Below are 23,809 nucleotides of genomic sequence, written 5' to 3'. Positions count from 1 at the left end.
CGCTTTTCATCACGCCACGCGTCACTGCTTGGCACCGCGATCATCGTGCGGCGTGGAGGGAATGACTACTGCGGCCTGAACAAATGAGCATGCCCGGCGCGGTACAACGAGGACTCGCTGAAGGTGTCGTCGGCAAGCACACGTCCGACCAGAATCAGTGCCGTACGGCGAAAGCCCTTGGCCTGCACCTTTTCCTGAATATCCGCCAGCGTGCCAATGGCCCAGTCCTGATCCGGCCAGCTGGCGCGGTGCACCACGGCAATCGGGCAGTCGGTGCCGTAATGTGGCACGAGCTCTTCAACGATCCGCTGCAGGTTGTTAACCCCCAGATGAATCGCCATGGTTGCCCGATGGCTGGCCAGGCTGGCCAGTTCCTCGCCGCTGGGCATTGAGGTCTTGTCGGCATAGCGGGTCAGAATCACGCTCTGCGAAACGTCCGGCAGGGTCAGCTCGACGCCCAGCAGTGCAGCGCAGGCAGCGGTTGCGGTCACCCCCGGAATGATTTCGAACGGAATGTCCAGTTCGCGCAGATGGCGGATCTGCTCGCCGATAGCGCCATACAGGCTCGGGTCTCCGGAATGCACGCGCGCCACATCCTGGCCGTGTGCGTGGGCGTCCTTGATCAGATCGATGATCTGCTCCAGATGCAGCTCGGCGCTGTTGGTTACCTGCACGGCCTGATGACCTTCCAGCACGGCGCGGGGCACCAGCGAGCCTGCGTAGATAATGATCGGGCAGCTGCGGATCAGGCGTTGGCCCTTGACGGTGATCAGCTCGGGATCGCCAGGGCCGGCGCCGATGAAATAGACAGTCAATGAATTCTCCGGAGTGAATGAGCGCGGGGGAGATTATCCGCTGTGCGCAGGGCTGATTGCCAAGGCAAATGTAGCCTGCGCGCTTTTCTGCCGTTCGATCAGCAGGGTGGCCGTACCGTCTCCGAGTTGCGCCGCCAGTGCCAGCGCCGAACCCTCGGCGACGCCGTGACAGCCAGTACTCTGGAAGACCTGCGCAGAACGGTGGGTGAGGTGCAGTTCCCACGCTACCAGTTGCGCGGCGTTAAAGCATACCAGTGGCACTGCCAGTTGCCCGGCCAGCTCAAGCAGGCCGGGCTCGGTTTCTTTCAGGTCGATGGACGCGAGTGCGGTCACCTGGCCAATTTCCAGACCAAGTGCCTGCAGGCTCTGCTCGAGCAGGTCGCGCAACAGCGCAGCCGAACAGCCGCGCCGACAGCCCAGCCCGGCCACCAGTGCTGCGCCGGGTTGACGCGTCGCTGGATCAGGCCTGATGCAGGTCGACATTGTCGTTGTGCACATCGTTTCTGCGGAACAGCCAGGCACTGATCAATCCCAGCGCGACCCAGAACAGCGCGTTGGTGAGCAGCGAGGCAATCATGAACTGCGCTTCCAGCGCCTCGGGGGCCAGGCTTTCGTGGACCAGCGGCTGTGGCGCGCCGAGCACATGCGGGACGAGCAGAATGGCCACACCCAGTGCTTTGAGCAGCCAGTTCTGACCGAACACCAGCAAGGCCAGCCCGGCGGCAGTCGATGCGGCGGCGCCGAGCCACCACAACTGACGCTGACTCAGCTCGGCGGCGGCTGTGCCCGGGAGTTCGGGTGGCAGGCCAAAGGTCGGGGCCAGTACAAATACCGCAAAACCGGCCAGTCCCCACCATGCGCCGTGCACGGTGCGACCCGGCGCGCGCAGCGTGTAGAGCCCGGCAAGCATCAGGGCGAAGCCCACCGCGACCACCAGGTTACCGCCGGTGGTGGACAGCACACGCTGCCAGCCGTTTTCAGGTTCCCAGGCCGCTTCGTCATGGGCGTGACTGTGTTCGGCCATCGCGCCGTCAGCGTGCTGATGCAGTTGCTCGGCAGGTGCGTTTTCGTAGGTCTCGGCCTGCTGGATCAGCGGCACCACCCACAGGCTTTGCAGCAGGGTCAGCAGCAGGGCGGCGAGCAGGCCGGTGAAACCTGCGGTGTAAGCGATTCGCTTGAACATTGTGTCGCCCTCAATGGCAAGGAAAGGCAGCGCTGTGACGGGTGTCGTGTGCCGCATTGTGCACGGCCGCGATGTGCGAGAAACCGGCGAAGTACACCAGGCAGGCGCCGAGAAGCGCAGCGCTGATGGCGGCTGTCAGGCGTTGAGTGCGTGTGGAGCTGTGCGCGGCGGCGTGGCTGCTGATGGTCGACATGGCGTTCCCTCTTGATGATTGGCAAGTGGGCCACGCGCAAAAGAACCTGCCGGCAGACGCCGGAGGTTTCAACTGCGCCCGCCCACCGCGGGTTTGTCATTGCAAGCATATCGGGCCGGTCTCCGGGCTCGCGAGGGGCTGCGACGTCAGTGCGTCAAAGCCTGCAAGGTCACCTTCCCATGCCAGCGGCACAGTGGATCAGACCTACTCTCGCTTACCGTTGCGGGGGCAGCACCGGACTTGCTCGACAACGCGAGCGCACCGGTTTCCCGTTTCACCCCGTGAGGGGCACCCGAAACAAGGCGCACAGGAGAGCATGGGCGGCGGGGCAGCGTCAATCTGAACGATTGACCTGCCTGCAGTCACTGCGTAGCCTTGCCGGTTCGAGGTTCTCCCTGTGTAAAACATCACCCAGTGGAGCTAAGACGGGAATGCGGTACATGCCGCAGCTGCCCCCGCAACTGTAAACGGTCATGTTCATTGCACAGCCACTGCTGCGGCGGGAAGGCGCAATGAATGCGTGTCGGCACATTATTCATTGCCTGCCGCACGCCGCCGTGAGCCAGGAGACCTGCCTCGAACGGGCCACGCATGCCGCGGCCTCCGAGAATTCTCACTACAACCGGGCGGGGTGATCCGGTGGCGATCCGATCTGCGTGTCATGCATGCGGTTCTCGTCCTGTTTGCCCGCCGCATTGCCAAAGGGCACCTGATGAAAACACTGGCCAAGCTTCCCGTCACCATCGTTACCGGCTTCCTCGGCTCGGGCAAGACCACCCTGTTGCGGCACATGCTCGACAACGCCGAAGGGCGGCGCATCGCGGTCATCGTCAATGAGTTCGGCGAGCTGGGCATCGATGGAGAAATCCTCAAGCAGTGCACGATCGGCTGCACTGAAGAAGAAGCCAACGGCCGGGTGTACGAGTTGGCCAACGGCTGCCTGTGCTGCACCGTGCAGGAAGAGTTCTTTCCAGTCATGCGCGAACTGGTCGCGCGCCGTGGTGACCTGGACCATATCCTGATCGAAACCTCGGGTCTGGCATTGCCCAAGCCGCTGGTCCAGGCTTTTCAGTGGCCGGAAATCCGCAACGCCTGCACGGTCGATGCGGTGATCACGGTGGTCGACAGCCCGGCGGTGCTGGCCGGTACCTTTGCCGCCTTCCCGGATCAGGTCGATGCGCAGCGCAAGCTCGATCCCAACCTGGATCACGAGTCGCCGCTGCACGAACTGTTTGCCGATCAACTGGCCAGCGCCGATCTGGTGATCCTCAACAAGGCCGACATGATCGACGCCGAAGGTCTGGCGACAGTGCGTGCCGAAGTTGCCGAAGAGTTGCCGCCTGCGGTCAAGGTGATCGAGGCCAGCAGTGGTCGCCTGCCGATCAGCGTGCTGCTGGGTGTCGGTGCCGAGTCCGAGCTGCATATCGATGCTCGCAAGACTCATCATGATCATCACGACGATGACGATCATGATGACCACGATCACGACGCGTTCGATTCGATTTCCCTGAAACTGCCGCAAGCCGACGAAAAAGTCCTGCTCGATGCACTGAATCAACTGGTGGTGCAGCACGGCATTCTGCGTGTAAAGGGCTTCGCGGCTATTCCCGGCAAGCCGATGCGCCTGCTGATTCAAGGTGTCGGGACTCGTTTCGACAAGCACTTCGACCGCGCCTGGCGTGCCGATGAAGAGCGTGCCACGCACCTGGTGCTGATCGGTCAGGAGCTGGATGCCGTGGCCCTGCAAGCGCAACTCAATGCTGCGATTGTCGGCTAACCCATGCATTTACTGAGAACCCAGCCCGGCGGTTTCGTACCTGACGACAATATTGCCGATCTGGGCCAGACCCCGGCCGAGCTGGTGATTCTCTGCAGTGGCGACTCCAGCCTGGCACTGCTGGCCGAAGCTGCCCGGCAGCTCCCCGAAGACTACCCGAGCCTGCGTCTGGCCAACCCGATGCAGGTCCAGAATCACGCCTCTGTCGACCTCTACGTTGATGAAGTGCTGCGTCACGCAAAGGTCATTCTGATTTCTCTGCACGGCGGTATTGGCTACTGGCGCTACGGCGTCGAGCGGCTCATGGAACTCGCGGCACGCGGCGTTCAGGTCATTCTGGTGCCCGGTGATGACCGTCCTGATCCGGAACTGAGTGATCTGAGCACCGTGCCTGCCGTCGAGCGCGACCGACTCTGGCAGTTTCTGCGTCAGGGCGGCCTGCAAAACGCGCTGCAACTTTACAACTGCATGGCCAGCCGCTGGCTGAACCGCGATTATTCCTGGGCCGAGCCCGCGCCATTGCCGCGCACAGCGATCTACCATCCTCGCCTGGCAAGTGCGCAGCTTGCCGATTGGCGGGCAGACTGGCTTGCCGAGCAACCGGTGGTGGCGCTGCTGTTCTATCGCTCGCACCTGCAGGCCGCCAATACCGGTTTCATCGACGAGTTCTGTGTGCGCTTGCAGGCGCAAGGCATCAACCCGCTGCCCATCGCCGTGGCCAGCCTCAAGGAGCCAGGCTGTTTCACTCAGGTGGAGGACTGGCTGGATGAGGCTGAAACCGAGCTGATCCTCAATACCACCGGCTTTGCCCAGTCGAGCCCGGAAGCGCCGCATCTGCGTCCGTTTCGACGCAACGTTCCGGTCATTCAGGCCATCTGCGCGCAGGACAACGAGCCAGCCTGGCAGGCCAGCGAACAGGGGCTTGGCGCTCGTGATCTGGCGATGCACATTGCCTTGCCGGAGCTCGACGGACGCATCATCAGTCGGCCGATCAGCTTCAAGGACCTGGCCTGGCGCAGCGAGCGCAGTCAGTCGGACGTGGTCTGCTACCGCGCCCAGCCGGACCGGATGGATTTCGTCGCGCAACTGGCGCGGCGCTGGATCGAGCTTGCGCGCCTGCCCAATGGCGAAAAGCGCGTGGCGCTGATCCTCGCCAACTACCCGACTCGCGATGGGCGGATCGGTAACGGTGTGGGGCTCGATACGCCTGCTGCGGCGCTGAATATCCTGCGCGCCATGCAGGCCGAGGGCTATCCGCTGGCACCTTTGCCGGACAGCGGCACCGAACTGATCCAGCAATTGCTGGGCGGCGTGACCAATGATCTGAACAGTATCGACCAGCGCCCGTGTCAGCAAAGCATGGCGCTGGAGGAGTACCTGGCGGCGTTCAATGAGCTGCCGCAGGAAAATCGCGATGCAGTGAATGCCCGCTGGGGCACGCCGGACACCGATCCGATGTTTCGCAGTGGCCGGATGATGATCGCCGGACTGCGCTTTGGCCTTACGTTCATCGGCATTCAACCGGCGCGGGGTTATCAGGTCGATCCGAGCGCGGTGTATCACGACCCGGATCTGGTTCCACCCCATGGCTATCTGGCGTTCTACTTCTGGCTGCGCAAGGCTTACGGCGCGCATGCGGTGGTGCATGTCGGCAAGCACGGCAACCTCGAATGGCTGCCGGGCAAGGGCGTGGGCTTGTCGCGAACCTGCTGGCCGGATGCGGTGCTGGGCGCCATGCCGAACATCTATCCGTTCATCGTCAACGATCCGGGCGAGGGCGCACAGGCCAAGCGGCGTACCCAGGCGGTGATCATCGATCACCTGATGCCGCCGCTGACCCGCGCGGAGACCTACGGCCCGTTGCGTAATCTGGAACTGCTCGCCGACGAATTCTACGAAGCGCAATTGCTCGATCCGCGCCGCGCGCGCGAGCTGCAGCGTGACATTCTCGAACTGGTCCGTGAAACCCATATCGATCGCGAGCTGGCGCTGGGCGAGAACCTCGACAGCGACGCCGACGCGGCGCTCTGGCTGCCACGTCTGGATACCTACCTGTGTGATCTGAAGGAATCGCAGATTCGCGATGGCCTGCATATCTTCGGTCAGTCGCCGCAAGGGCGCCTGCGCATCGACACCTTGCTGGCCTTGTTGCGTATTCCGCGCGGTGACGGGCGTGGCGCGCAATCCAGTCTGTTGCGTGCCTTGAGCAAGGCGTTCGAGCTGGACTTCGACCCGTTGAACTGCGAGCTGGCCGAACCCTGGACCGGCCCGCGCCCCGCTGTGTTGCACGACCTGAGCAGCGACCCCTGGCGCAGTGCGGGCGATGCTCGTGAGCGGCTGGAGCTTTACGCCGCTACCCTCATCGAACGTGTCACGCAGGGCGAAGCGTTGACCGACTTGCCGGCTCACGATGATCTGGCCCAGATCCTCGACAGCCTGCGTGACGTCGTCGCGCCGCGTCTGGACGCCTGCGGCCCCAGTGAAATGCAGGGCATGCTTGACGCCCTGAGTGGCCGTTTCGTACCGGCAGGCCCCAGCGGTGCACCGAGCCGGGGGCGCCTCGATGTGCTGCCTACCGGCCGCAACTTCTTTACCGTGGATGTGCGCAACCTGCCGACTACCACGGCCTGGCGAATCGGCTTCCAGTCCGCCAGCCTGTTGCTGGAACGACACCTCCAGGACCATGGCGATCATCTGCGCCAGCTGGGCTTGTCGGTGTGGGGCACAGCGACCATGCGCACCGGCGGTGACGACATCGCCCAGGCCATGGCGCTGATGGGCGTGCGTCCGGTGTGGGCGACGGGTAGTCAGCGGGTCGATGACTTCGAGATTCTGCCGATCAGCCTGCTGGACCGCCCACGGGTGGACGTGACGCTGCGGGTTTCCGGCTTCTTCCGCGACGCCTTCGCCAACCTCATCAAACTGTTCGACGCCGCGGTGCAGGCCGTCGCAGCGCTTGACGAGCCCGACGACATGAACCCTCTGGCGGCCAGGGTCCGTGAAGAACGGCAAGGCTTCATCGCAGAAGGCCTGAATGAAGACGAGGCGGCGCGTCAGGCCGGCTGGCGGATCTTTGGTGCCAAACCCGGTGCCTATGGCGCTGGCGTGCAGGGTGCTATCGATGGCCGCCTGTGGCAGAGCCGCGACGACCTTGCCGAGGTTTACCTGAACTGGGGCGGCTACGCCTATGGAGCTGCGGACGAGGGCACGCCTGCCCGCCAGCGTTTTGCCCAGCGGCTTTCTCAGGTGCAGGCGGTACTGCAGAATCAGGACAATCGCGAGCACGATCTGCTCGACTCAAATGACTACTACCAGTTTCAGGGCGGCATGCTCGCCGCTTCTGAAAGCCTCAGCGGGCAGAAGACTGCCAGTTACCATGGCGATCACAGCCAGCCAGACCTGCCGAAAATCCGCACCCTCAAGGAAGAACTGAACCGGGTGATACGCTCGCGCGCAGCGAATCCGAAGTGGATCGAGGGCGCCAAGCGCCATGGTTACAAGGGTGCATTCGAGATGGCCGCGACCGTGGATTTCCTGTTCGCGTTCGATGCGACCACCGAGCTGATCGATGACCACCAGTACGCGCTGCTCGCCGACGCCTATCTGCTGGACCCGGCGACTCGCGATTTCATCGCCCAGCACAACCCCGATGCCTTGCGCGACATGACCGAGCGCATGCTCGAAGCCCAGCAGCGTGGCCTCTGGCAGGAGCCTGGCGAGTATCAGCAGGCGCTGGAAGACCTGCTCCTGGACATAGAAGAGAACTGATGACCGTGTCTGATTCAACGATGAGCGAAACTCCGCATTTTCCACTGGCCGCTGTGGTCGGTGCCGACGACCTGAAACTGGCGTTGTGCCTGACTGCCATCGATCCGCGCATCGGCGGCGTGTTGATCGAAGGGCCGCGGGGCATGGCCAAATCGACACTGGCCCGCGGGCTGGCCGATGTGCTGGCCAGCGGTCAGTTCGTCACCTTGCCGCTGGGTGCCACCGAAGAGCGTCTGGTCGGCACGCTGGATCTTGACGCCGTGCTGAGCGAGGGCCGTGCGCGCTTCTCTCCGGGTGTGCTGGCCAAGGCCGACGGTGGCGTGCTGTATGTCGATGAGGTCAACCTGCTTGCCGACCATCTGGTCGACCTGCTGCTGGACGTCGCGGCCAGCGGCGTTAACCTGGTCGAGCGCGACGGCATCTCCCATCGTCACGCTGCGCGTTTCGTGCTGATCGGCACCATGAACCCCGAAGAAGGTGAATTGCGCCCGCAGTTGCTGGACCGCTTTGGCCTCAATGTGGCGCTGAGCGGCCATACGCTGCCCGCCGAGCGCAGTCAGATCATCCGTCGCCGTCTGGATTTCGACACCGATCCACAGGGCTTCTGCCAGCAATGGCAAGCGCAGCAGGATGCCTTGAAGCTGCGTTGTGAACAGGCACGTCAGTTGTTGTCAGGCATCGAGCTGGATGACCAGTCCCTGGCAATGATCACCGAGCGCTGCTTTGCCGCAGGTGTCGACGGCATGCGCGCCGATCTGGTCTGGCTGCGGGCTGCGCGCGCTCATGCAGCGTGGCGGGGTGCCGGGCACATTGAAGAGCAGGACATTGAGGCGGTTGCCGAATTTGCCTTGCGTCACCGGCGCCGCGAGCCCTCACCGCCGCCGCAAAATTCCGAGACACCGCCACCGCCACCAGGATCGTCCAGCAAACAGACCGAGCCTGATAGCGGGCAGGGCAGTTGGGGTGAGTTGCCCGCCCAGGCAGTCACGACCGGATCACGCCGCGAAGTGCCGAGCTGGCCAAAAAAGCCCTAGGCATCCGTCCCTGCGCTATACAGGGGGCGGATGCCATTCCCCGTCCCGGTCGACTGGCCTGTGGCAGGCAGGGCGCTGTGCGTGTCGGAGCTGATGGCCCGGTGCAATGGTTGCCGACCTTTCTGCGCGGTCAGCCGAAGAGCCGCAAGGATCTGGTCCGTCAGCCGCGCAGCAGCCGACCCAGCGAATTATTGCTGGTGATTGTCGATGCGTCGGCGTCTACCCGCCGCCATCAGGCATTGAGTCAGGCCAAGGGCCTGCTGTCGCAGATGTTCGACGATGCTTATCGACGCCGGGCGCGGCTGGCCTTGCTGACCGCCAGCGGTACTGCGCCGCGCTGGCAACATCAGGGTCTGAAAGCCTCATCGGCGTTGACGCCCTGGCTGGATGCATTGGGGGCTGGCGGTGGTACGCCGCTACCGGAAGCGCTGCAACAGGCGGCTGAATGGCTGGCGCAACGGCAAAAACGCTATCCGGCCGAACAGCAGCGGGTTCTGGTGCTGACCGATGGCCGGATCAAGTCGTTACCGGCACTGCCTGCATTCGACTGCGCCAGTTTGCTGATCGATATCGAGAAAGGCCCGATCCGCCTGGGAAGGGCGCGGGAACTGGCATCGAGTCTGGGGGCTGATTACCGGCACATCGATGAGTTGCAGCTGGTCTGAGGAGAAAACCCCGCCAGGCCCGGCTCTCTTGCCGATGCTCTGCGGGGTTGGCATGCGCAGAGCATGGCACTGAGAACAAATCCCTGCAGGCGCTGCTAGGGTGGCGATCCCACAGGGTTTTCCATTACGCCAAGCGGGAAGCCCGCTCAGTCAGCCATCAAGCCGGCATGGTCCACGGTTCGAGGTCGTAGCCTTCGTTGCTGATTTCTGCACGGGCCTGCTCCAGAGCGCTGGCCAGCTGGCGCTTGTCGGAATAGGTGCTGCTCGGGATCTGCTTGCGACCGATACGGTTGCTGGTGCGGTCGATCACCGTCAGGCTCAGTTCGCCATTACCGTCCTGCGGTGCCCAGGCAACACACTGGAAGGGTTCAAAAGCGTGTCCAGCGATCAGAAGTGCATCGTTGAAGCGCAGTGGGGCGTTCATGGTCGTTTCCTCAAGTGCCCGTATCAATTCAGTCACGGCGGCGGGCTGACCGTCCGGCTGGTTACTTGTGTTGATGAACGACAAGGGGGCATGAGTCACACCGTTCAGTGAAAATATTTGCGAATTATTTTCGTTGGCGTGCGTGCAGGGCTGACTCTGGCCGGAGGGTTGGACAGTTGGCGCGTTAATGACGGCAGGTTATGAGCGTTAGATCCAAACGGTACAACGCCGCGTCAAATATTTGCTAGGGTGATGGTTGGGCTCGCCAACAGACTGTTTATAAAAAGCTTTTAAAAATCCCTCCATACGCCGGGCGCCAAGGAATCTTCATGCATGGATCGGCCCCAACACGACGTCTGTTAATGCTCGACGGCGGTGACGACTGTCATCCATTGGTCCCTGTTCTGATAGAAGCCGGTTGGACGGTGCAGGAAAGCCCATCGGCTTCGGCAATCATTTCTGATTGTGATGTAGGCCTGATTCACCTGACGTCCGATCATTTTGAACACTTGCCCAGGCTCCAGGCGCTTTTCGTCAACAGCCCCGTACGCTGGATTGCAGTGCTGTCGGCCAGTGATCTGCGGCGCGAGAAAATCGGCGATTTCGTCTGCCGCTGGTTTTTCGATTTTCACACGTTGCCTTTCGATGCCGGCCGGCTGTACGCCTCGCTGGACAGGGCGTTTACGGCCGGGCACCCGCAAGAGCAGGGCGCGTCGTCGCAATTCAACGCGGAACCCGAGCTGCTCGGCGACAGTCGGCCTGTCCGTGAACTGCGCCGGCTGCTGAGCAAACTGGCGCCCACCGATTCGCCGGTATTGATCAGGGGCGAGCGGGGCACAGGCAAGGAACTGATCGCCCGCAGTCTGCATGCTCAGTCCTTGCGACGCGACAAACCCTTTATCGTGGTTGATTGCGCAGCGCCTGACGGGCAGTCGATCCACACCGTGCTGTTCGGTCATGAGGACGGCGGGTTTAATGATGCTCAAGAGCGCAGGGGCGGGTTGCTTGAAGCCGCAGACGGCGGCACGTTGTTGCTCGACGAGGTCGGTGAGCTGCCTCTGGATACCCAGGCGAGCCTGCTGCGCTTTCTCGAAGACCGGCAGATCGAGCGCGCGGACGGCGGCGAACCGATTGCAGTGGATGTGCGGGTGCTGGCCGCTACCCGCGAGGATCTTGAAACGGCTGTACGCAAAAAGCGCTTTCGCGAGGACCTGTATTACCAGCTCAATGTGCTGCAGGTCGGTGTAGCGCCGCTGCGCGAGCGTCATGGCGATCTGGCGTTGCTGGCTAACCATTTCGCTCATTTGTACAGTCAGGAAACGGGTAGGCGGGCGCGCAGTTTCAGTCAGGATGCGCTGGTGGCGCTGGGCAAGCACGATTGGCCGGGCAATGTCCGCGAGCTGGCCGGTCGCGTTCGGCGCGGGCTGGTGCTGGCCGAAGGCAGGCAGATAGAAGCGGCAAATCTGGGCCTGCTGGGTGAGGAGGACAGTGTCGGCAGCATGGGGACGCTGGAGGATTACAAGTCCCGCGCCGAGCGTCAGGCGTTGTGCGATGTGTTGACGCGCCACAGTGACAATCTGAGTGTGGCGGCCAGAGTGCTGGGTATTTCGCGACCGACGTTTTATCGGCTGTTACACAAGCACCAGATCCGTTGAATCACCCAACAGCTGCGATACAGCAGTCAGCGCCTGTTCGCGGCGCTGCTCCCAGTTTCCGCCCAGTACCCGATAAGCCTGCCGGTGATGTTCCAGCCATTCCCGGCTGGCGTCGAAAAAGGCTTGGCGTTCACCCAACTGCGGCTGGCAACGCTGGCCGTCGCTGATCCAGTCGACGCCTTCGGGCGACAGCAGCAGGTGCAGGTCATAGTTGCGGCTCAGCAGTTGCTGTTCGATCCACGCAGGGCAGTCGCCGAACAGGGTGCGGCTCCAGAGCATGTTGCTCAACAGGTGCGTGTCGAGTATCAGCAGGTCAGGCTCGGCACCGCGTGCGGCGTCTTCCCAGGTCAGTTGGCCCTGGGCAATGGCCGGAATATCGGCGTAATCGGTATCACGGCCTTGCTGATCGATGAAATGCCGGACATATTCGCCGACCAGCAGGCCGCCGAAGCGATGCTGTATTTCCGCCGACAGCCAGCTTTTGCCGCTGGACTCGGGGCCGGTGAGCACCAGGACCTTCATCGCGCCAGCGCCAGATCGTTGCGCCACTCGCGCCAGCCCTGCACCGCCAGCAGGGTGAACAAGCCATACAGCGCAGCCGTCAGGTACAGCGCTTTGTAGATGAACAGGCCGACGAAAATCACATCGAGCAGGATCCACAGCGGCCAGCACTGCACGCGTTTTTGCGCCATCCAGACCTGCGCCACCAGACTGAACCCGGTCAGCGCGGCGTCCAGCCAGGGCTGTGCCGCATCGGTGAAATGCGCCATGCCGGCACCCAGTGCGATGCTGATGAGGGCGCCGACCGCCAGCCCCTTGAGCACCGAACTGTTCTGCAACGTGCTCACGGCTTTGACGGGCAGACCGTCACCGTGCCGGGTCCATTGCAGCCAGCCATAGACCTGCAGGGCTGCGTAGATGACCTGCAGGAGCATGTCCGAATACAACTTCACGTCGAAGAATATCCAGATGTAAATCACCACCATGACCAGGCCAATTGGCCAGCACCAGGGATTCTGCTTCACTGTCAGCCAGACTGCGATAACGCCGATGGCGGCAGCGAAGAGTTCAAGCCCGGACATGGCGGCTCCTTGGTGAGGGTAGTGGGAGGCGGGGCCGGCGATTGTATGCGCTTCTGCGCGCGGCGTGCAGCCTGTGTTGCGCCAGAGCTTACGTCAGCAGGCTTTGTGCGTGCAGGTCTGCTAGCATTCCGCGCCTTGCATTTGCGCGAGTTTCTTCAAGCTTCGTTCAGGCATGTGGCGGCATAGTGGCAAGCATTTTTTACACGACAACATTAAACAGCGAGCCTGCGGCATCGCTTCATGGGGGAATGATGGATCTTTGGACCGCTGCTCAGGCGTTGATATTGGGTGTTGTAGAAGGGCTGACGGAGTTCTTGCCGATCTCCAGTACCGGGCATCAGATCATCGTCGCCGACCTGATCGATTTCGGCGGCGAGCGTGCCATGGCTTTCAACATCATCATTCAGTTGGGAGCGATTCTGGCGGTGGTCTGGGAGTTTCGGCGCAAGATCCTCGACGTGGTCGTGGGGTTGCCCAGACAGCAACAAGCGCAGCGTTTCACCCTCAACCTGCTGATCGCCTTCATGCCAGCCGTAGTGCTGGGGGTGATTTTCGCCGATGCCATCCACCACTACCTGTTCAACGCCATTACTGTGGCCACGGCGCTGGTCGTTGGCGGTGTGATCATGCTTTGGGCCGAGCGCCGCGAGCACACCGTGCGCACCGAAACCGTCGATGACATGAGCTGGAGCGATGCGCTCAAAGTAGGGCTGGTACAGTGCCTGGCGATGATCCCCGGCACCTCGCGTTCCGGTTCGACGATTATTGGCGGCCTGCTGTTCGGCCTGTCCCGCAAGGCGGCTACCGAATTCTCGTTCTTCCTGGCCATGCCGACCATGGTCGGTGCCGCCGTTTATTCGGGCTACAAGTACCGTGACATGTTTCGCCCGGACGACTTCGCGGTGTTTGCCATCGGCTTCGTCACTTCGTTCATCTTCGCGATGATTGCAGTGCGCGGTTTGCTCAAGTTCATCGCCACTCACAGCTATGCGGTGTTCGCCTGGTATCGCATCGCCTTCGGTCTGCTGATTCTGGCGACCTGGCAGTTTGGCTGGATCGACTGGGCATCGGCCAAGGCATGACAGCGAGCCGAGAGTCGTCACGACCAGCCAGCCGTGGCAGGCCGCCGGTCCGGCAATTGCGCTTGAAGATCCTGGTGTTGTTGCTGTTGTGTGCGTTGCCGGTCTATGGCTCGGCATCGCTGTGGCTGAGGCAGGTCACGCCGATTCCTGCGCTGGTCCTGATCGTCATGAGCCTGCTGGCGTTCGTGCTTTACCGGCATGACAAGCGACAGGCCGGCAACGCGGGCCAGCGCACGCCGGAAAACGTCCTGCATTGCGTCGAGCTGCTCGGCGGCTGGCCCGGCGCGCTATTGGCGCAGCAGGTGTTCCGGCACAAGACCCGCAAGGTGTCTTTTCAGATTGTGTTCTGGCTGATCGTGGTGGTGCATCAGGCGTTGTGGATTGACTGGCTGTTTTTGGGCAAGCGGCTCGGGCAGCTGTTGCCGTTATAGCTTCAGGCCGATCTGTTGCCGTTTCGGCAGCCTGCCGACCACCAACTGGTGCGAGCGGGTCAGCAGGTCGCGCAATTCATCGGCACTCAGCGTCTGCAGGTCTGTCACGCTGATCCAGTGCGCACGCGCCAGGTAGGGCGCAGGTCGTATGCCGGGGCGATCCACGTAACCCAGAAACAATTCCGCGTGGACCTTGAAGGCAAGGTCCTCGCCGACCAGATCCATGACCGCGAACATTTTCTTTTCGGCGACGGAAAAAACCCGCACGCCGCCCCATTTGTAGTCCTCACGCGCGCCTGGCAGTTCGAGGCAGAAGCTGGCGATGTCTTCCCTGTGCAGGGTCTTTTGCGGGCTCTTTGGCATGTGGGCTCCCTGGGTTCTGGCGGCGCACGGTAAGCTGTTCGATAGCCGCACGGATCTTCGATCAGCGGATTGTATGCTGCTGCGACACTCATTAGTGTGCAGCTTTGTCTTTCTCCGGAGTCTCGAATGTCTGCCGTGCAACTCGCTGATGGTCAACTGAACTACTTGCTCGAAGGCCCGGCGGGCGCGCCGGTGCTGGTGTTGTCCAATTCCCTGGGCACTGATCTGCACATGTGGGACAACCAGGTGCCTGCATTCACTCGCCACTTTCAGGTATTGCGTTACGACACGCGCGGCCATGGCAAATCGCTGGTCAGCGAGGGCAGTTACAGCATCGAGCAAAACGGCCGCGATGTGCTGGCGCTGCTTGATGCGCTGGACATCGACAAGGCTTTTTTCTGCGGCCTGTCCATGGGTGGCCTGATCGGTCAATGGCTGGCAATCAATGCGCCGCAGCGCCTGCACAAGGTCGTGCTGTGCAACACAGCGGCCAAAATCGGCAACCCCGATGTCTGGAATCCTCGCATCGAAACCGTTCTGCGTGACGGCCACTCAGCCATGGTCGCGTTGCGCGATGCCTCGATCGCACGCTGGTTCACGCCTTCCTTCGCCGACGCCGAGCCCGCTGCGGTCGACACGGTTGTCGGCATGCTGGCACGCACCTCGCCACAGGGTTACGCGGCCAATTGCGCGGCTGTGCGCGATGCGGATTTCCGTGAGCAGATCGCGTCCATCAAGCTGCCGGTGCTGGTGGTCTGTGGCACGCAGGACGCGGTAACGACCCCGGCGGACGGGCGTTTCATGGTCGAACGGATTCAGGGTTCGCAGCTCATCGAGCTGCACGCGGCTCACCTGTCCAGCGTCGAGGCGGGTGAGGCATTCACTGTGCCGGTGCTGGCATTTCTGACTGCGGAATAACCCTGCGCGTTCCTCAGCCCCGGTCTTGAGGCACGGGTCACGGCGCTGCATACTCCCGGCTCTGAAAACGAGGTGGCCGGGTGTTTGATCTCAACGATCTGTTTTATTTCGTCCAGGTGGTCGAGTGCCTTGGCTTCGCGCCGGCAAGTCGCAAGCTGGGGATCCCCAAGTCCAAGCTTAGCCGCCGTATTGCCGGGCTCGAGGAGCGCTTGGGTGTGCGCCTGATTCACCGCTCGACCCGCACTTTCGCGGTGACCGAAAGCGGGCGTGACTATTACGCTCATTGCGTGGCCATGCTGGTCGAGGCCGAAGCTGCCGAAGAGGCCATCCTGCGTTCCAAATCCGAACCGCAGGGCAGGGTGGTGATCAGCTGTCCTCCGGCTTTGGCAGCGATGGGCTTCAACGAGACCATCGCCCGTTTCGCGGCCGAGCACCCCAAGGTTCAGATCCAGGTCGAAAGTACCAACCGACGCGTCGATCCGCTGACCGAGAACATCGACATTGCGCTGCGTGTGCGCTTTCCGCCTCTGGAAGACGACGGGCTGGTGGTCAAGAAGCTCGGGCACAGCGCCCAGCGTCTGGTGGCACGCGCGGATCTGGCGGCGCGGCTGTCGGCAACGCCTTCTCTCGACGCGCTGTCGACACTGCCCAGCCTGGACATGCCCTCTTCGAATCACGAGCACCGCTGGTTGCTGGAGACGCAGCCCGGCCACTATGCCGAAATACGCCACACGCCCCGGCTCATCAGCTCGGACCTGGACATGATGCTGCAGGCCGCCTTGCAGGGTGTCGGTGTGGCACAGCTGCCCGAGCTGATTGCCAGGGAAGCCTTGCAGGACGGACGCCTGGTAGAGCTGTTCAGCGAGCACCGACCCAAGTGCGGCATCGTGCATGCCGTGTTCGCCTCGCGCCGTGGCCTGCTTCCGGCCGTCAGGGGCCTGCTGGATGTGTTCGAGACTTCGTTCAAAGAATTGAGCCTCAGTCCTGACTCGCTTTATTGTTCTCTTAATAGAACGAACAGTCGCATTCAAGACCACTAATCATCTATTGCGATCAAGGATAGGATGCTCGCCACTTCATCGCCCAGTGGCGATTTTCTTATGGGAGCTACGTTTATGAATCTATTGCACCTCGACTCCAGCATCCTCGGCGATCATTCTGCTTCGCGTCAGCTGACCCATGAGGTTGTCCAGGCCTACCTGAATGCGCACGCCGACAGCCAGGTCACCTACCGCGATCTGGCCAGCGACGCGCTTGGGCATTTTTCTGCCGCCAGCCTCGCCGCAGCGGGCACGCCGGTAGAAGTCCGTGACGCCGCCCAGCAGCAGGAAGTGGCAGGCAATGAAGCCACCTTGCAGCAGTTTCTCGATTCGGATGTGCTGGTCATCGGCGCACCCATGTACAACTTCACCATTCCGACCCAGTTGAAAGCCTGGTTTGACCGGATTCTCATTGCAGGCCGTACGTTCCGTTATTCCGAAGCGGGCCCTGAAGGCCTGTGTGGCGGCAAGCAAGTCATTATCGTTTCCACCTCGGGTGGTCTGCACGCCGGGCAACCTACTGGCACCGGTCACGAAGAGCTGCTCAAGACGCTGTTCGCCTTCATCGGTATCACCGACCTGCAGTTCGTCCGTGCCCACGGCCTGGCGTATGGCGAAGAGCCGCGTGCCAACGCCATGAGCGCTGCTCAGCACTACATTCAGAACGAGCTGTTCGCGGCCTGATCAACAGCGGTCTGCACGAAACTCTACAACCTGCGCGGGGGGGCCTGCCGGGTTGTGGAGTTTTTTTGTTTCTGCTGCATGGCGACAGGTTGCAGTGAACTGCTCGTTGACGGGAGACAACCTTGACAGCTTTCTTACAGGTAGCGGGGCGGTTCCGGGATTAGACTAGGGTTTTCGCGCACTGCCTTGTCAGGATGGCGGAAACATTCGCCCTCGCGAAAAAACAACGGGCAGTTTATGGCCCGGCTTGTGCACTATTTCTGTTTTCAACACTCATATCTGGGTGGGAACGGCGCGCTGGAGCATGAGGCTCGACACAAGCGCTTGATGGATTGTCCGGACGAGGTTCCGGATTTGCAAAGGTTGGGCCTTGCCATGGTACGTCTTTGTGCAGTGATGCTGGTTTTCCTGCTCGATAGCCTTGTTTCGGTGCACGCTCAGGCGGATGAGTCCTGGAGCGCGGGCTATCATCAGTTGAGTTTCCCTGACCCGCTGGATTCCCAGCCGGTCGAGGCCATCGCCTTTTACCCGTCGACCGCCGCCGAGCAGGTGAGCACCCTTCATGGCTACCGCGTCGAGGCCGGTGAAGAGGCACCTATCGCAATGGGCCGGTTCCCGTTGCTGTTGCTGTCGCACGGCAACACCGGTACTCCGCTGGCGCTGCATGACCTGGCCACTTCGCTGGCGCGTCAGGGGTTTGTGGTGGTTGCCGTGGTTCATCCTGGCGACAATGATCGCGATCACAGCCGCCTCGGCAGCCTGAGTAACCTGTATGGCCGCCCGCTGCAGATTTCCGAGGCGATCAGCACGGCCTTGCTCGACCCCTTGCTGGCTCCTTATCTCAATGCCCGGCAGGTGGGTGTGATCGGTTATTCGGCCGGTGGCGAAACCGCGCTGATTCTTGCCGGCGCACAACCTGATCTGCAGCGTCTGCGTCAGTACTGCGTCGAACGCCCGACAGACCGCGACGCCTGCAAGACGCAGGGTGAACTGGTCGCAGACCGTGATGACCTTCACGCTCAGGCTGATCCGCGGGTTGGCGCACTGATGTTGATGGCCCCGTTGAGCCTGATGTTCGGCCGTCACACGCTGGGTGATGTGCATGTGCCGGTGCTGATGTACGCGGGGGACGATGATCAGTTGCTGGCCATCGACAGAAACGCAGAAGCACTGGCGCGCAAGCTGCCGCAGCCGCCCGACTACAAGTTACTGGCCGGGGCAGGGCATTTCGTATTCATGGCACCGTGCAGTGATGAACAACGCGCGAGTGCGCCGTTGCTGTGTAACGACCCTGACGGAGTCGACCGTGAGGATATTCACCGCAACCTGAGCGCCGAAGCGGTGCGGTTCTTCAGTGCAGCACTCAATTCGGCCGACGATGACCGTTCAGGCATGCAGACAGCGCATCATCAGTAGACACGCCGTTCAGGCATTCAGCGAACTCAGAAAATCACCAAACCCGCCCCTGGCTTTAGAGTCGAGGCGGGTGCTGGTCGTGACCCTGGGGCGGCAGCTCCAGGCGATCCGTGCACCGATCAATTCCAGTTGCCGAACCAGGTGCACGTCTTCGTGGCAGGACAGTGCCGGAAATCCACCGGCGCTGATGTAAGCAATCGAGCTGACGCCCAGATTGGCACCATGAATATGGCGGTGACCGTCACGGTGCTGGTAATGCTGCAGGTAAGCAGCCTGCGCGGCAGCCGAAATGTCCTTGCTCCAGTCGCCGGGCGTAACTGTTCCGCACACGGCGTCGGCATCCAGCGCCAACTGCTCGGCAAGCCAGTCGCTGGCCACGGTACTGTCGCCATCGGTACACGCCAGCCAGCGTGCACCCCGGTCGAGAAGAAACTCCGCGCCCTGTGCTCGAGCCTGGCCCACATTGCGCGCTGATACTTCGAGAACCATCACGCCATGGGCCCGGGCGATCTCCGCCGAGCGATCAGTGCAGCTGTCGAGAACCACCAGCACTTCCACGCATTCGCCCTTGAGGTCGGGGTGTGCAGCCGCCTGCTTTATCGTTTCGAGACACAAGTCGAGTAACTGCTCTTCATTGTGCACCGGGATCAGTATGCCGATCATCGGAGAATTCCTGTTCTGCTACGGAGGTTCCATCACGACTCCACAGGTCCAGCAGGAAATCCTGTTCGTGATGACTGAAAAGTCGGTGCATGGACAAGCGTGCGGCGAGGATGTCGTGGACCGCCTGGGCGTTCAGCGGGCAGCCTTCGATATCCGGCCGCCAGTGACAGGCGAGCAACTGGCCGTCCGGTGAAAGGGCCGACAGCGCGCGGTCGATCAGGCCGTGCAGGTCGTCGGCGTCCAGGTAATAACCCATCTCGCTGAAGACGATCAGATCGAATTCGCCCTGCGGCCATTGCTGCGGCAACCGCGCCTGCAACACTCGGGCATGGGGCAGGTCGGCCAGACGCTTGCGTGCCAGGTCCACAGCCAGGCTCGAAGTGTCACAGCACACCAGTGCGTCGCAACGCCCGGCAAGATCGGCACTGAGTTCGCCGTTGGCGCAGCCGGGCTCGAATATCGAGCGGTAGCGTTCGCGGGGCAGGGCAGCCAGCGTCAGGGCGCGCTTGCGCCGTTCGTACCAGCGTTGCTTGAATGCCCACGGGTCGTCACTGTTGAGAAACAGTTCATTGAAATAGCTGTCCTCGACGCTCATGTGAACACCACTTCAAAGGGCTGCAGCAGTCTTTCCAGCACGGCGTCCGGCAAAACCGGGGAAAGACCGATTGCCGGATCACCCTGCAACTGGCTGGTGAACGCCTGAGCGGCATTGCGTTTATGCGCAAGCGTCACCGGATCGAGCAGCAGCTTGCGTGCTCTGTCCCATGGCAAACGTTGGTCTTCAGGATCAGCCCAGTGCCAGGCCCAGACCGGTACTTCGTGAAGCTGTGCCCCAGTCGTCGCGCAGGCTCTGGCACTGGCCCGGCCAACCGCTTCATGGTCGCTATGGCCATCTTCTGCCCACGTGGCGAACACCACGTCGGCAGGGCCCAGATGCTGTTCGAGAAAGGCCGCCAACTGATCTTCCGCTTCGGCCACTGCGCCGTCCTGAAAGCCGCAACGCAACCACTCCAGGCGCTCGACAGGTATGCCGAGGCGATTCAAGGCTTCGGCGCTTTCCTCAGGCCGGGCTTTGCACAGACGATCGACAGGCCAGAGCGTGGAGCCCGGATGGCTGGCCGTACCATCGGTCACCGAGATCAGTAACAGGTTACGTTCCAGCTGTGCCAGCTGGCTCATCAGGCCGCCACAGGCCAGGACTTCATCATCCGGGTGCGGGGCGATGATCACGGCTCGGCAATTGGTCGGCACCAGCAAGTCGGCGGTGATCGCAGGCAGGCCGCGCAGCTTGTTCGAAGCATTCCAGGCGGCGAGGGAAGTACCCTGGCCGGACTCGTCATCACTCACCACGAACCCTTCACTCATGCTCTATACGCTCTCATAGTGACCACGTCCGTGCCGCAGGCAATGCCTTGCCAGCCAATTGACCCAATGCCGCCAGGTCCTGCTCGGCGTGGCTCTGACGCAGGAAAACCGGCAGGTCGGTGATCAGCCGGGCAAAGTGCGGGTCCTTGCAATAAGGACCCGCGCCGACGGCACGGCCCACATGCTGAATCACCAGATCGGCGGCTTGTTCGACATAAGCACGGCAACGTCTGGCAAGTATTTCGGCGTTGTCGGTCGGGGCCTGATCCAGGTGCACGGCAGCTGCGCGCAATACATCGATTGCAGCATGCAGCGCTACGTCCGCGGCGCCAAGGTGCGCGAGGGCGTGCGGCTCTTCGCGCTTGCCGACGTGGGCCAGCAGGCGCTGCGCGATGGCGCGTGATGCGCCGTACCAGCAGGCCGCTATGCCGATGCCGCCCTGCCAGAAGCCAGGCCTGTCGAGGTAGCCGCCCGGCGCACCGATCGCTTGACCGATGGCGTTGTCGAAAACCACATCGATGCTGCCGGTAGCGCCCATGCCCACCGCGCGCCAACCGTCACTGGTCATGTGCACGCCAGGCTGGTCAAGGCGCACTGCAACCAGTTGCTGACGATGTTCGGCGTCCCATGCAGTGATCAACGCATGGCTCAGCGCCGCAGCGCCCGAGCACCATGCCTTGCGGCCGTGCAGGCGAAGTGCATCGCCTGCGCCGCTGATATTCACCCGTGCCTGCGGCGGCTCTGCCGCCCACATGCCCCAGGTGCTGAATTGTTCGGGGGGCGGGGCACCCAGTTCCGCCATGATCGCCAAGGCGTCTGTGTGCCCCTCGTACAACTTGCACAACCCCAGGTCGTGGCCTGCAACGCAGGCCAGCGCCCGCCAGCGCTCAAGTGTCTGACCGCGGGCAGGCAGGGGAAGCTGATCCAGACCTTCGTTGACCAATGCCTGCAAGCACTCGCCCAGCGCACGCGTATCGGCATAACCGTGCTTGCGCCAGTCGAGAAACTCACTCAAGGCATCAATCATTGCTGGTCTTCACGCTTCAGTTCGAACAGCAGCAGCGAACGCGGCGTCACGGTGTATTGCGAACCGAACGCAAAGTGCTCCTTGCTGCGTGCATCATCCTGATTGGTGTCGATCAGACACTCGTAATGGGTACCTTCAGGCACTTCCGGCAAGGTGAAGTTGACGCCGTCGTGATGCGCGTTGACCACCAGCAACAGCGTGGCGTCGGCACCCGCGCGACGGATACCGGTTTCCTGTGCGCGACCATCCATCAGCATGCCCAGGCAACGGCCATTGGCATCGTGCCATTGCTCGACGCTCATCTCGTTGCCATCCGGAGCGAGCCAGGTCACGTCCTTGACGCCGATCTCTTCGTTGTAATCGCCTACCAGGAAGCGGCTGCGACGCAGGATCGGGTAGGTCTGACGCAGCTTGATCACGCGGGTGACGAACTTGAGCAGTGCTTCGCCATCTTCGTCCAGATCCCAATTGATCCAGCCAATCTCGCTGTCCTGGCAGTAGGCATTGTTGTTGCCGTGCTGAGTACGCGCGAATTCATCGCCTGCAACAATCATCGGCGTGCCTTGTGCCAGCAGCAGGGTGGCGAATAAGTTGCGCATCTGGCGCAGACGCAGGGTATTGATTTCCGGATCTTCGGTCGGACCTTCGACGCCATGGTTCCAGGACAGGTTGTTGTTGCTGCCGTCCTGATTGTTTTCGTCGTTGGCTTCGTTGTGCTTGTCGTTGTACGACACCAGGTCATGCAGCGTGAAACCATCGTGCGCGGTGATGAAGTTCACGGACGCCTGAGGGCGACGACCGCGCTGGTTGAACATGTTGCCGGACGCGGTCATGCGCGCAGCGAAGTCGGCCAACTGAGCTTCGTCGCCTTTCCAGAAGGCACGAACGGTGTCGCGGAACTTGTCGTTCCATTCCATCCAGCCTGGTGGGAAACCGCCCACCTGGTAGCCGCCCGGACCGCAGTCCCATGGCTCGGCGACCAGTTTGACCTGACGCAGCACCGGATCCTGACGGCAGGCGACCAGGAAGCTGTGGCGTTCGTCGAAACCGTCATGGTAGCGGCCCAGAATGGTCGCCAGGTCGAAGCGGAAGCCGTCGACGTGCATTTCCGAAGCCCAGTAACGCAGGGAGTCGGTGACCATTTGCAATACGCAAGGGTGGCTCAGGTCGAGGGTGTTGCCGGTGCCCGAGTCGTTGATGTAGTAGCGCTTGTCGTCCGGCATCAACCGGTAGTACGAGGCGTTGTCGATACCGCGCATCGACAGGGTAGGGCCCAACTCGTTGCCTTCGGCGGTGTGGTTGTAGACCACATCGAGGATGACCTCAAGACCGGCATGGTGCAGGTGCGCAACCATTTCCTTGAACTCGGCGATCTTGCCGCTTGCCAGATAACGCGGGTCCGGGGCGAAGAACGCGATGCTGTTGTAGCCCCAGTAGTTGGTCATGCCCTTCTGCAGCAAATGCTGGTCGTTGACGAAGGCATGGATTGGCAGCAGCTCGACGGAGGTCACACCCAGCTTGCGAATATGCTCGACGACCGGGGCTGATCCCAGACCGGCAAACGTACCGCGCAGCTCTTCGGCCACCTCAGGGTGACGCATGGTGATGCCGCGCACGTGGGTTTCGTAGAAAATCGTCTTGTCCCAAGGCGTACCGACGCGCTGATCACGGCCCCAGGTATAGGCTTCGTCGATCACCTTGCTTTTCGGTACGAAAGGGGCGCTGTCGCGTTCGTCGAAGCTCAGGTCGCCGTCAGGATGGCCGATGGTGTAACCGAACAGCGCTTCCGACCACTTCAGTTCGCCAACCAATTGTTTGGCGTACGGGTCGATCAGCAGCTTGTTATGGTTGAAACGATGGCCATTCTTCGGATCGTACGGACCGTACACACGATAGCCGTAGATCTGGCCCGGGTGCGCGTCCGGCAGGTAGCCGTGGTAAATCTCGTCGGTGTATTCCGGAAGTTCGATGCGTTCCAGTTCGATTTCGCCGGTGGAGTCGAACAGGCACAGCTCTACCTTGGTGGCGTTTGCCGAGAACAGGGCGAAGTTGACGCCCAGGCCATCCCAGCTTGCACCGAGAGGAAAGGGAAGTCCTTCACGAATGCGAGACGGGGTACTGCCAGGGTTGTCTAGCGGGGCCGAATTATCTTCTGCCGGTGTAGTGGACTTCGTATTCATGATGACTTCCTGACGTCGAATGATTTTCTGAGCGGCCAAGACCG

Annotated in this window: 24 protein-coding genes and 2 riboswitches; of the genes, 11 read left to right on the top strand and 13 right to left on the bottom strand. The window is 61.9% G+C overall.

What is annotated here, in order from left to right; all coding sequences use genetic code 11:
* Positions 1–65 precede the first annotated feature (65 nt).
* From cobM to BLR20_RS05670, 4 genes are read right to left on the bottom strand one after another with little or no spacing between them, the layout of a single operon-like run.
* A complete protein-coding gene (gene cobM, locus BLR20_RS05685) occupies positions 66–815 on the bottom strand; it encodes a precorrin-4 C(11)-methyltransferase (RefSeq protein ID WP_032612700.1) in 750 nt (249 codons plus the stop codon).
* Positions 816–848: 33 nt separating this feature from the next.
* Entirely contained in the window at positions 849–1,298 is a 450-nt protein-coding gene (locus tag BLR20_RS05680) for a cobalamin biosynthesis protein (protein WP_054993860.1), read from the bottom strand.
* Entirely contained in the window at positions 1,276–1,998 is a 723-nt protein-coding gene (locus tag BLR20_RS05675) for a CbtA family protein (RefSeq protein ID WP_032612704.1), read from the bottom strand. The genes BLR20_RS05680 and BLR20_RS05675 overlap by 23 nt, the downstream gene beginning before the upstream one ends.
* 10 nt (positions 1,999–2,008) lie before the next feature.
* On the bottom strand, positions 2,009–2,191 hold the full coding sequence (locus BLR20_RS05670) for a CbtB domain-containing protein (RefSeq protein ID WP_010431116.1): 183 nt from the start codon (positions 2,189–2,191) through the stop codon (positions 2,009–2,011).
* 96 nt (positions 2,192–2,287) lie between these two features.
* Positions 2,288–2,502: riboswitch (cobalamin riboswitch) on the bottom strand.
* A 58-nt stretch (positions 2,503–2,560) separates the two neighbouring features.
* A riboswitch (cobalamin riboswitch) is annotated at positions 2,561–2,784 on the top strand.
* 119 nt (positions 2,785–2,903) lie between these two features.
* On the opposite strand from BLR20_RS05670, the gene cobW reads away from it, so the two are divergent.
* Genes cobW through BLR20_RS05650 form a run of 4 tightly spaced genes read left to right on the top strand, consistent with a single transcriptional unit; the run spans position 2,904 to position 9,435 of the window.
* Complete coding sequence (gene cobW / locus BLR20_RS05665) at positions 2,904–3,968, top strand: cobalamin biosynthesis protein CobW (protein WP_010431114.1); 1,065 nt, start codon at positions 2,904–2,906, stop codon at positions 3,966–3,968.
* Positions 3,969–3,971: 3 nt separating this feature from the next.
* Positions 3,972–7,736 carry a cobaltochelatase subunit CobN gene (gene cobN, locus BLR20_RS05660; RefSeq protein WP_054993861.1) on the top strand — a complete coding sequence of 1,255 codons (3,765 nt, stop codon included), beginning with the start codon at positions 3,972–3,974 and terminating at the stop codon, positions 7,734–7,736.
* Positions 7,736–8,770, top strand: a complete 1,035-nt coding sequence (locus BLR20_RS05655) for a magnesium chelatase ATPase subunit I (protein ID WP_010431109.1) — start codon at positions 7,736–7,738, stop codon at positions 8,768–8,770. The genes cobN and BLR20_RS05655 overlap by 1 nt, the downstream gene beginning before the upstream one ends.
* Before the next feature lie 53 nt (positions 8,771–8,823).
* Positions 8,824–9,435: a vWA domain-containing protein gene (locus BLR20_RS05650; protein WP_025990943.1), complete on the top strand. Its 612-nt coding sequence runs from the start codon at positions 8,824–8,826 to the stop codon at positions 9,433–9,435.
* Positions 9,436–9,592: 157 nt separating this feature from the next.
* Here BLR20_RS05650 and BLR20_RS05645 read toward each other — a convergent pair whose 3' ends face one another.
* Positions 9,593–9,859 carry a hypothetical protein gene (locus BLR20_RS05645; RefSeq protein ID WP_003315350.1) on the bottom strand — a complete coding sequence of 89 codons (267 nt, stop codon included), beginning with the start codon at positions 9,857–9,859 and terminating at the stop codon, positions 9,593–9,595.
* Positions 9,860–10,188: 329 nt separating this feature from the next.
* Between BLR20_RS05645 and BLR20_RS05640 the strand changes: the two genes are divergently transcribed.
* A complete protein-coding gene (locus tag BLR20_RS05640) occupies positions 10,189–11,514 on the top strand; it encodes a sigma-54-dependent transcriptional regulator (protein WP_054993862.1) in 1,326 nt (441 codons plus the stop codon).
* Here BLR20_RS05640 and BLR20_RS05635 read toward each other — a convergent pair.
* Together BLR20_RS05635 and pnuC are read right to left on the bottom strand one after the other, a co-directional pair.
* A complete protein-coding gene (locus BLR20_RS05635) occupies positions 11,491–12,036 on the bottom strand; it encodes an AAA family ATPase (RefSeq protein ID WP_010431102.1) in 546 nt (181 codons plus the stop codon). The genes BLR20_RS05640 and BLR20_RS05635 overlap by 24 nt on opposite strands.
* Positions 12,033–12,596 (bottom strand): nicotinamide riboside transporter PnuC, encoded by a 564-nt coding sequence (gene pnuC / locus BLR20_RS05630; protein ID WP_054993863.1) that lies wholly within the window; start codon positions 12,594–12,596, stop codon positions 12,033–12,035. Before pnuC ends, BLR20_RS05635 begins: the two co-directional genes overlap by 4 nt.
* A 251-nt stretch (positions 12,597–12,847) precedes the next feature.
* On the opposite strand from pnuC, the gene BLR20_RS05625 reads away from it, so the two are divergent.
* Both BLR20_RS05625 and BLR20_RS05620 read left to right on the top strand, forming a co-directional pair.
* Entirely contained in the window at positions 12,848–13,678 is an 831-nt protein-coding gene (locus BLR20_RS05625; RefSeq protein WP_054993864.1) for an undecaprenyl-diphosphate phosphatase, read from the top strand.
* Entirely contained in the window at positions 13,675–14,109 is a 435-nt protein-coding gene (locus BLR20_RS05620) for a DUF1294 domain-containing protein (protein WP_054993865.1), read from the top strand. The genes BLR20_RS05625 and BLR20_RS05620 overlap by 4 nt, the downstream gene beginning before the upstream one ends.
* On the opposite strand, the gene BLR20_RS05615 is transcribed toward BLR20_RS05620, so the two are convergent.
* Positions 14,104–14,472 (bottom strand): MmcQ/YjbR family DNA-binding protein, encoded by a 369-nt coding sequence (locus BLR20_RS05615; RefSeq protein ID WP_010431097.1) that lies wholly within the window; start codon positions 14,470–14,472, stop codon positions 14,104–14,106. The two genes, BLR20_RS05620 and BLR20_RS05615, sit on opposite strands and share 6 nt — an antisense overlap.
* Positions 14,473–14,598: 126 nt before the next feature.
* On the opposite strand from BLR20_RS05615, the gene pcaD reads away from it, so the two are divergent.
* From pcaD to BLR20_RS05595, 4 genes are all read left to right on the top strand, one after another.
* Entirely contained in the window at positions 14,599–15,390 is a 792-nt protein-coding gene (gene pcaD, locus BLR20_RS05610) for a 3-oxoadipate enol-lactonase (protein WP_010431096.1), read from the top strand.
* Positions 15,391–15,470: 80 nt separating this feature from the next.
* Positions 15,471–16,430, top strand: a complete 960-nt coding sequence (locus BLR20_RS05605) for a LysR family transcriptional regulator (RefSeq protein WP_010431093.1) — start codon at positions 15,471–15,473, stop codon at positions 16,428–16,430.
* Positions 16,431–16,505: 75 nt separating this feature from the next.
* Entirely contained in the window at positions 16,506–17,114 is a 609-nt protein-coding gene (locus BLR20_RS05600; RefSeq protein ID WP_010431089.1) for an FMN-dependent NADH-azoreductase, read from the top strand.
* A gap of 375 nt (positions 17,115–17,489) precedes the next feature.
* A complete protein-coding gene (locus BLR20_RS05595; RefSeq protein WP_032613029.1) occupies positions 17,490–18,530 on the top strand; it encodes an alpha/beta hydrolase family protein in 1,041 nt (346 codons plus the stop codon).
* 9 nt (positions 18,531–18,539) lie between these two features.
* Here the strand turns inward: BLR20_RS05595 and BLR20_RS05590 are convergent, their stop codons facing one another.
* Genes BLR20_RS05590 through glgX form a run of 5 tightly spaced genes read right to left on the bottom strand, consistent with a single transcriptional unit; the run spans position 18,540 to position 23,765 of the window.
* Positions 18,540–19,193, bottom strand: a complete 654-nt coding sequence (locus BLR20_RS05590) for a glycosyltransferase family 2 protein (protein WP_032612713.1) — start codon at positions 19,191–19,193, stop codon at positions 18,540–18,542.
* On the bottom strand, positions 19,162–19,788 hold the full coding sequence (locus BLR20_RS05585) for an SAM-dependent methyltransferase (RefSeq protein ID WP_032612714.1): 627 nt from the start codon (positions 19,786–19,788) through the stop codon (positions 19,162–19,164). Before BLR20_RS05585 ends, BLR20_RS05590 begins: the two co-directional genes overlap by 32 nt.
* Positions 19,785–20,558 (bottom strand): PIG-L deacetylase family protein, encoded by a 774-nt coding sequence (locus tag BLR20_RS05580; protein ID WP_010431078.1) that lies wholly within the window; start codon positions 20,556–20,558, stop codon positions 19,785–19,787. The genes BLR20_RS05585 and BLR20_RS05580 overlap by 4 nt, the downstream gene beginning before the upstream one ends.
* 13 nt (positions 20,559–20,571) lie before the next feature.
* Complete coding sequence (locus BLR20_RS05575; RefSeq protein WP_054993866.1) at positions 20,572–21,585, bottom strand: acyl-CoA dehydrogenase family protein; 1,014 nt, start codon at positions 21,583–21,585, stop codon at positions 20,572–20,574.
* Complete coding sequence (gene glgX, locus BLR20_RS05570; protein ID WP_004417444.1) at positions 21,582–23,765, bottom strand: glycogen debranching protein GlgX; 2,184 nt, start codon at positions 23,763–23,765, stop codon at positions 21,582–21,584. Before glgX ends, BLR20_RS05575 begins: the two co-directional genes overlap by 4 nt.
* Positions 23,766–23,809: the final 44 nt, after the last annotated feature.

The organism is Pseudomonas congelans (genome assembly GCF_900103225.1).
GTDB lineage: Bacteria > Pseudomonadota > Gammaproteobacteria > Pseudomonadales > Pseudomonadaceae > Aquipseudomonas > Aquipseudomonas congelans.
Note: the sequence above shows the minus strand (reverse complement) of the source record. Positions and strands in the feature narration are given on the sequence as shown.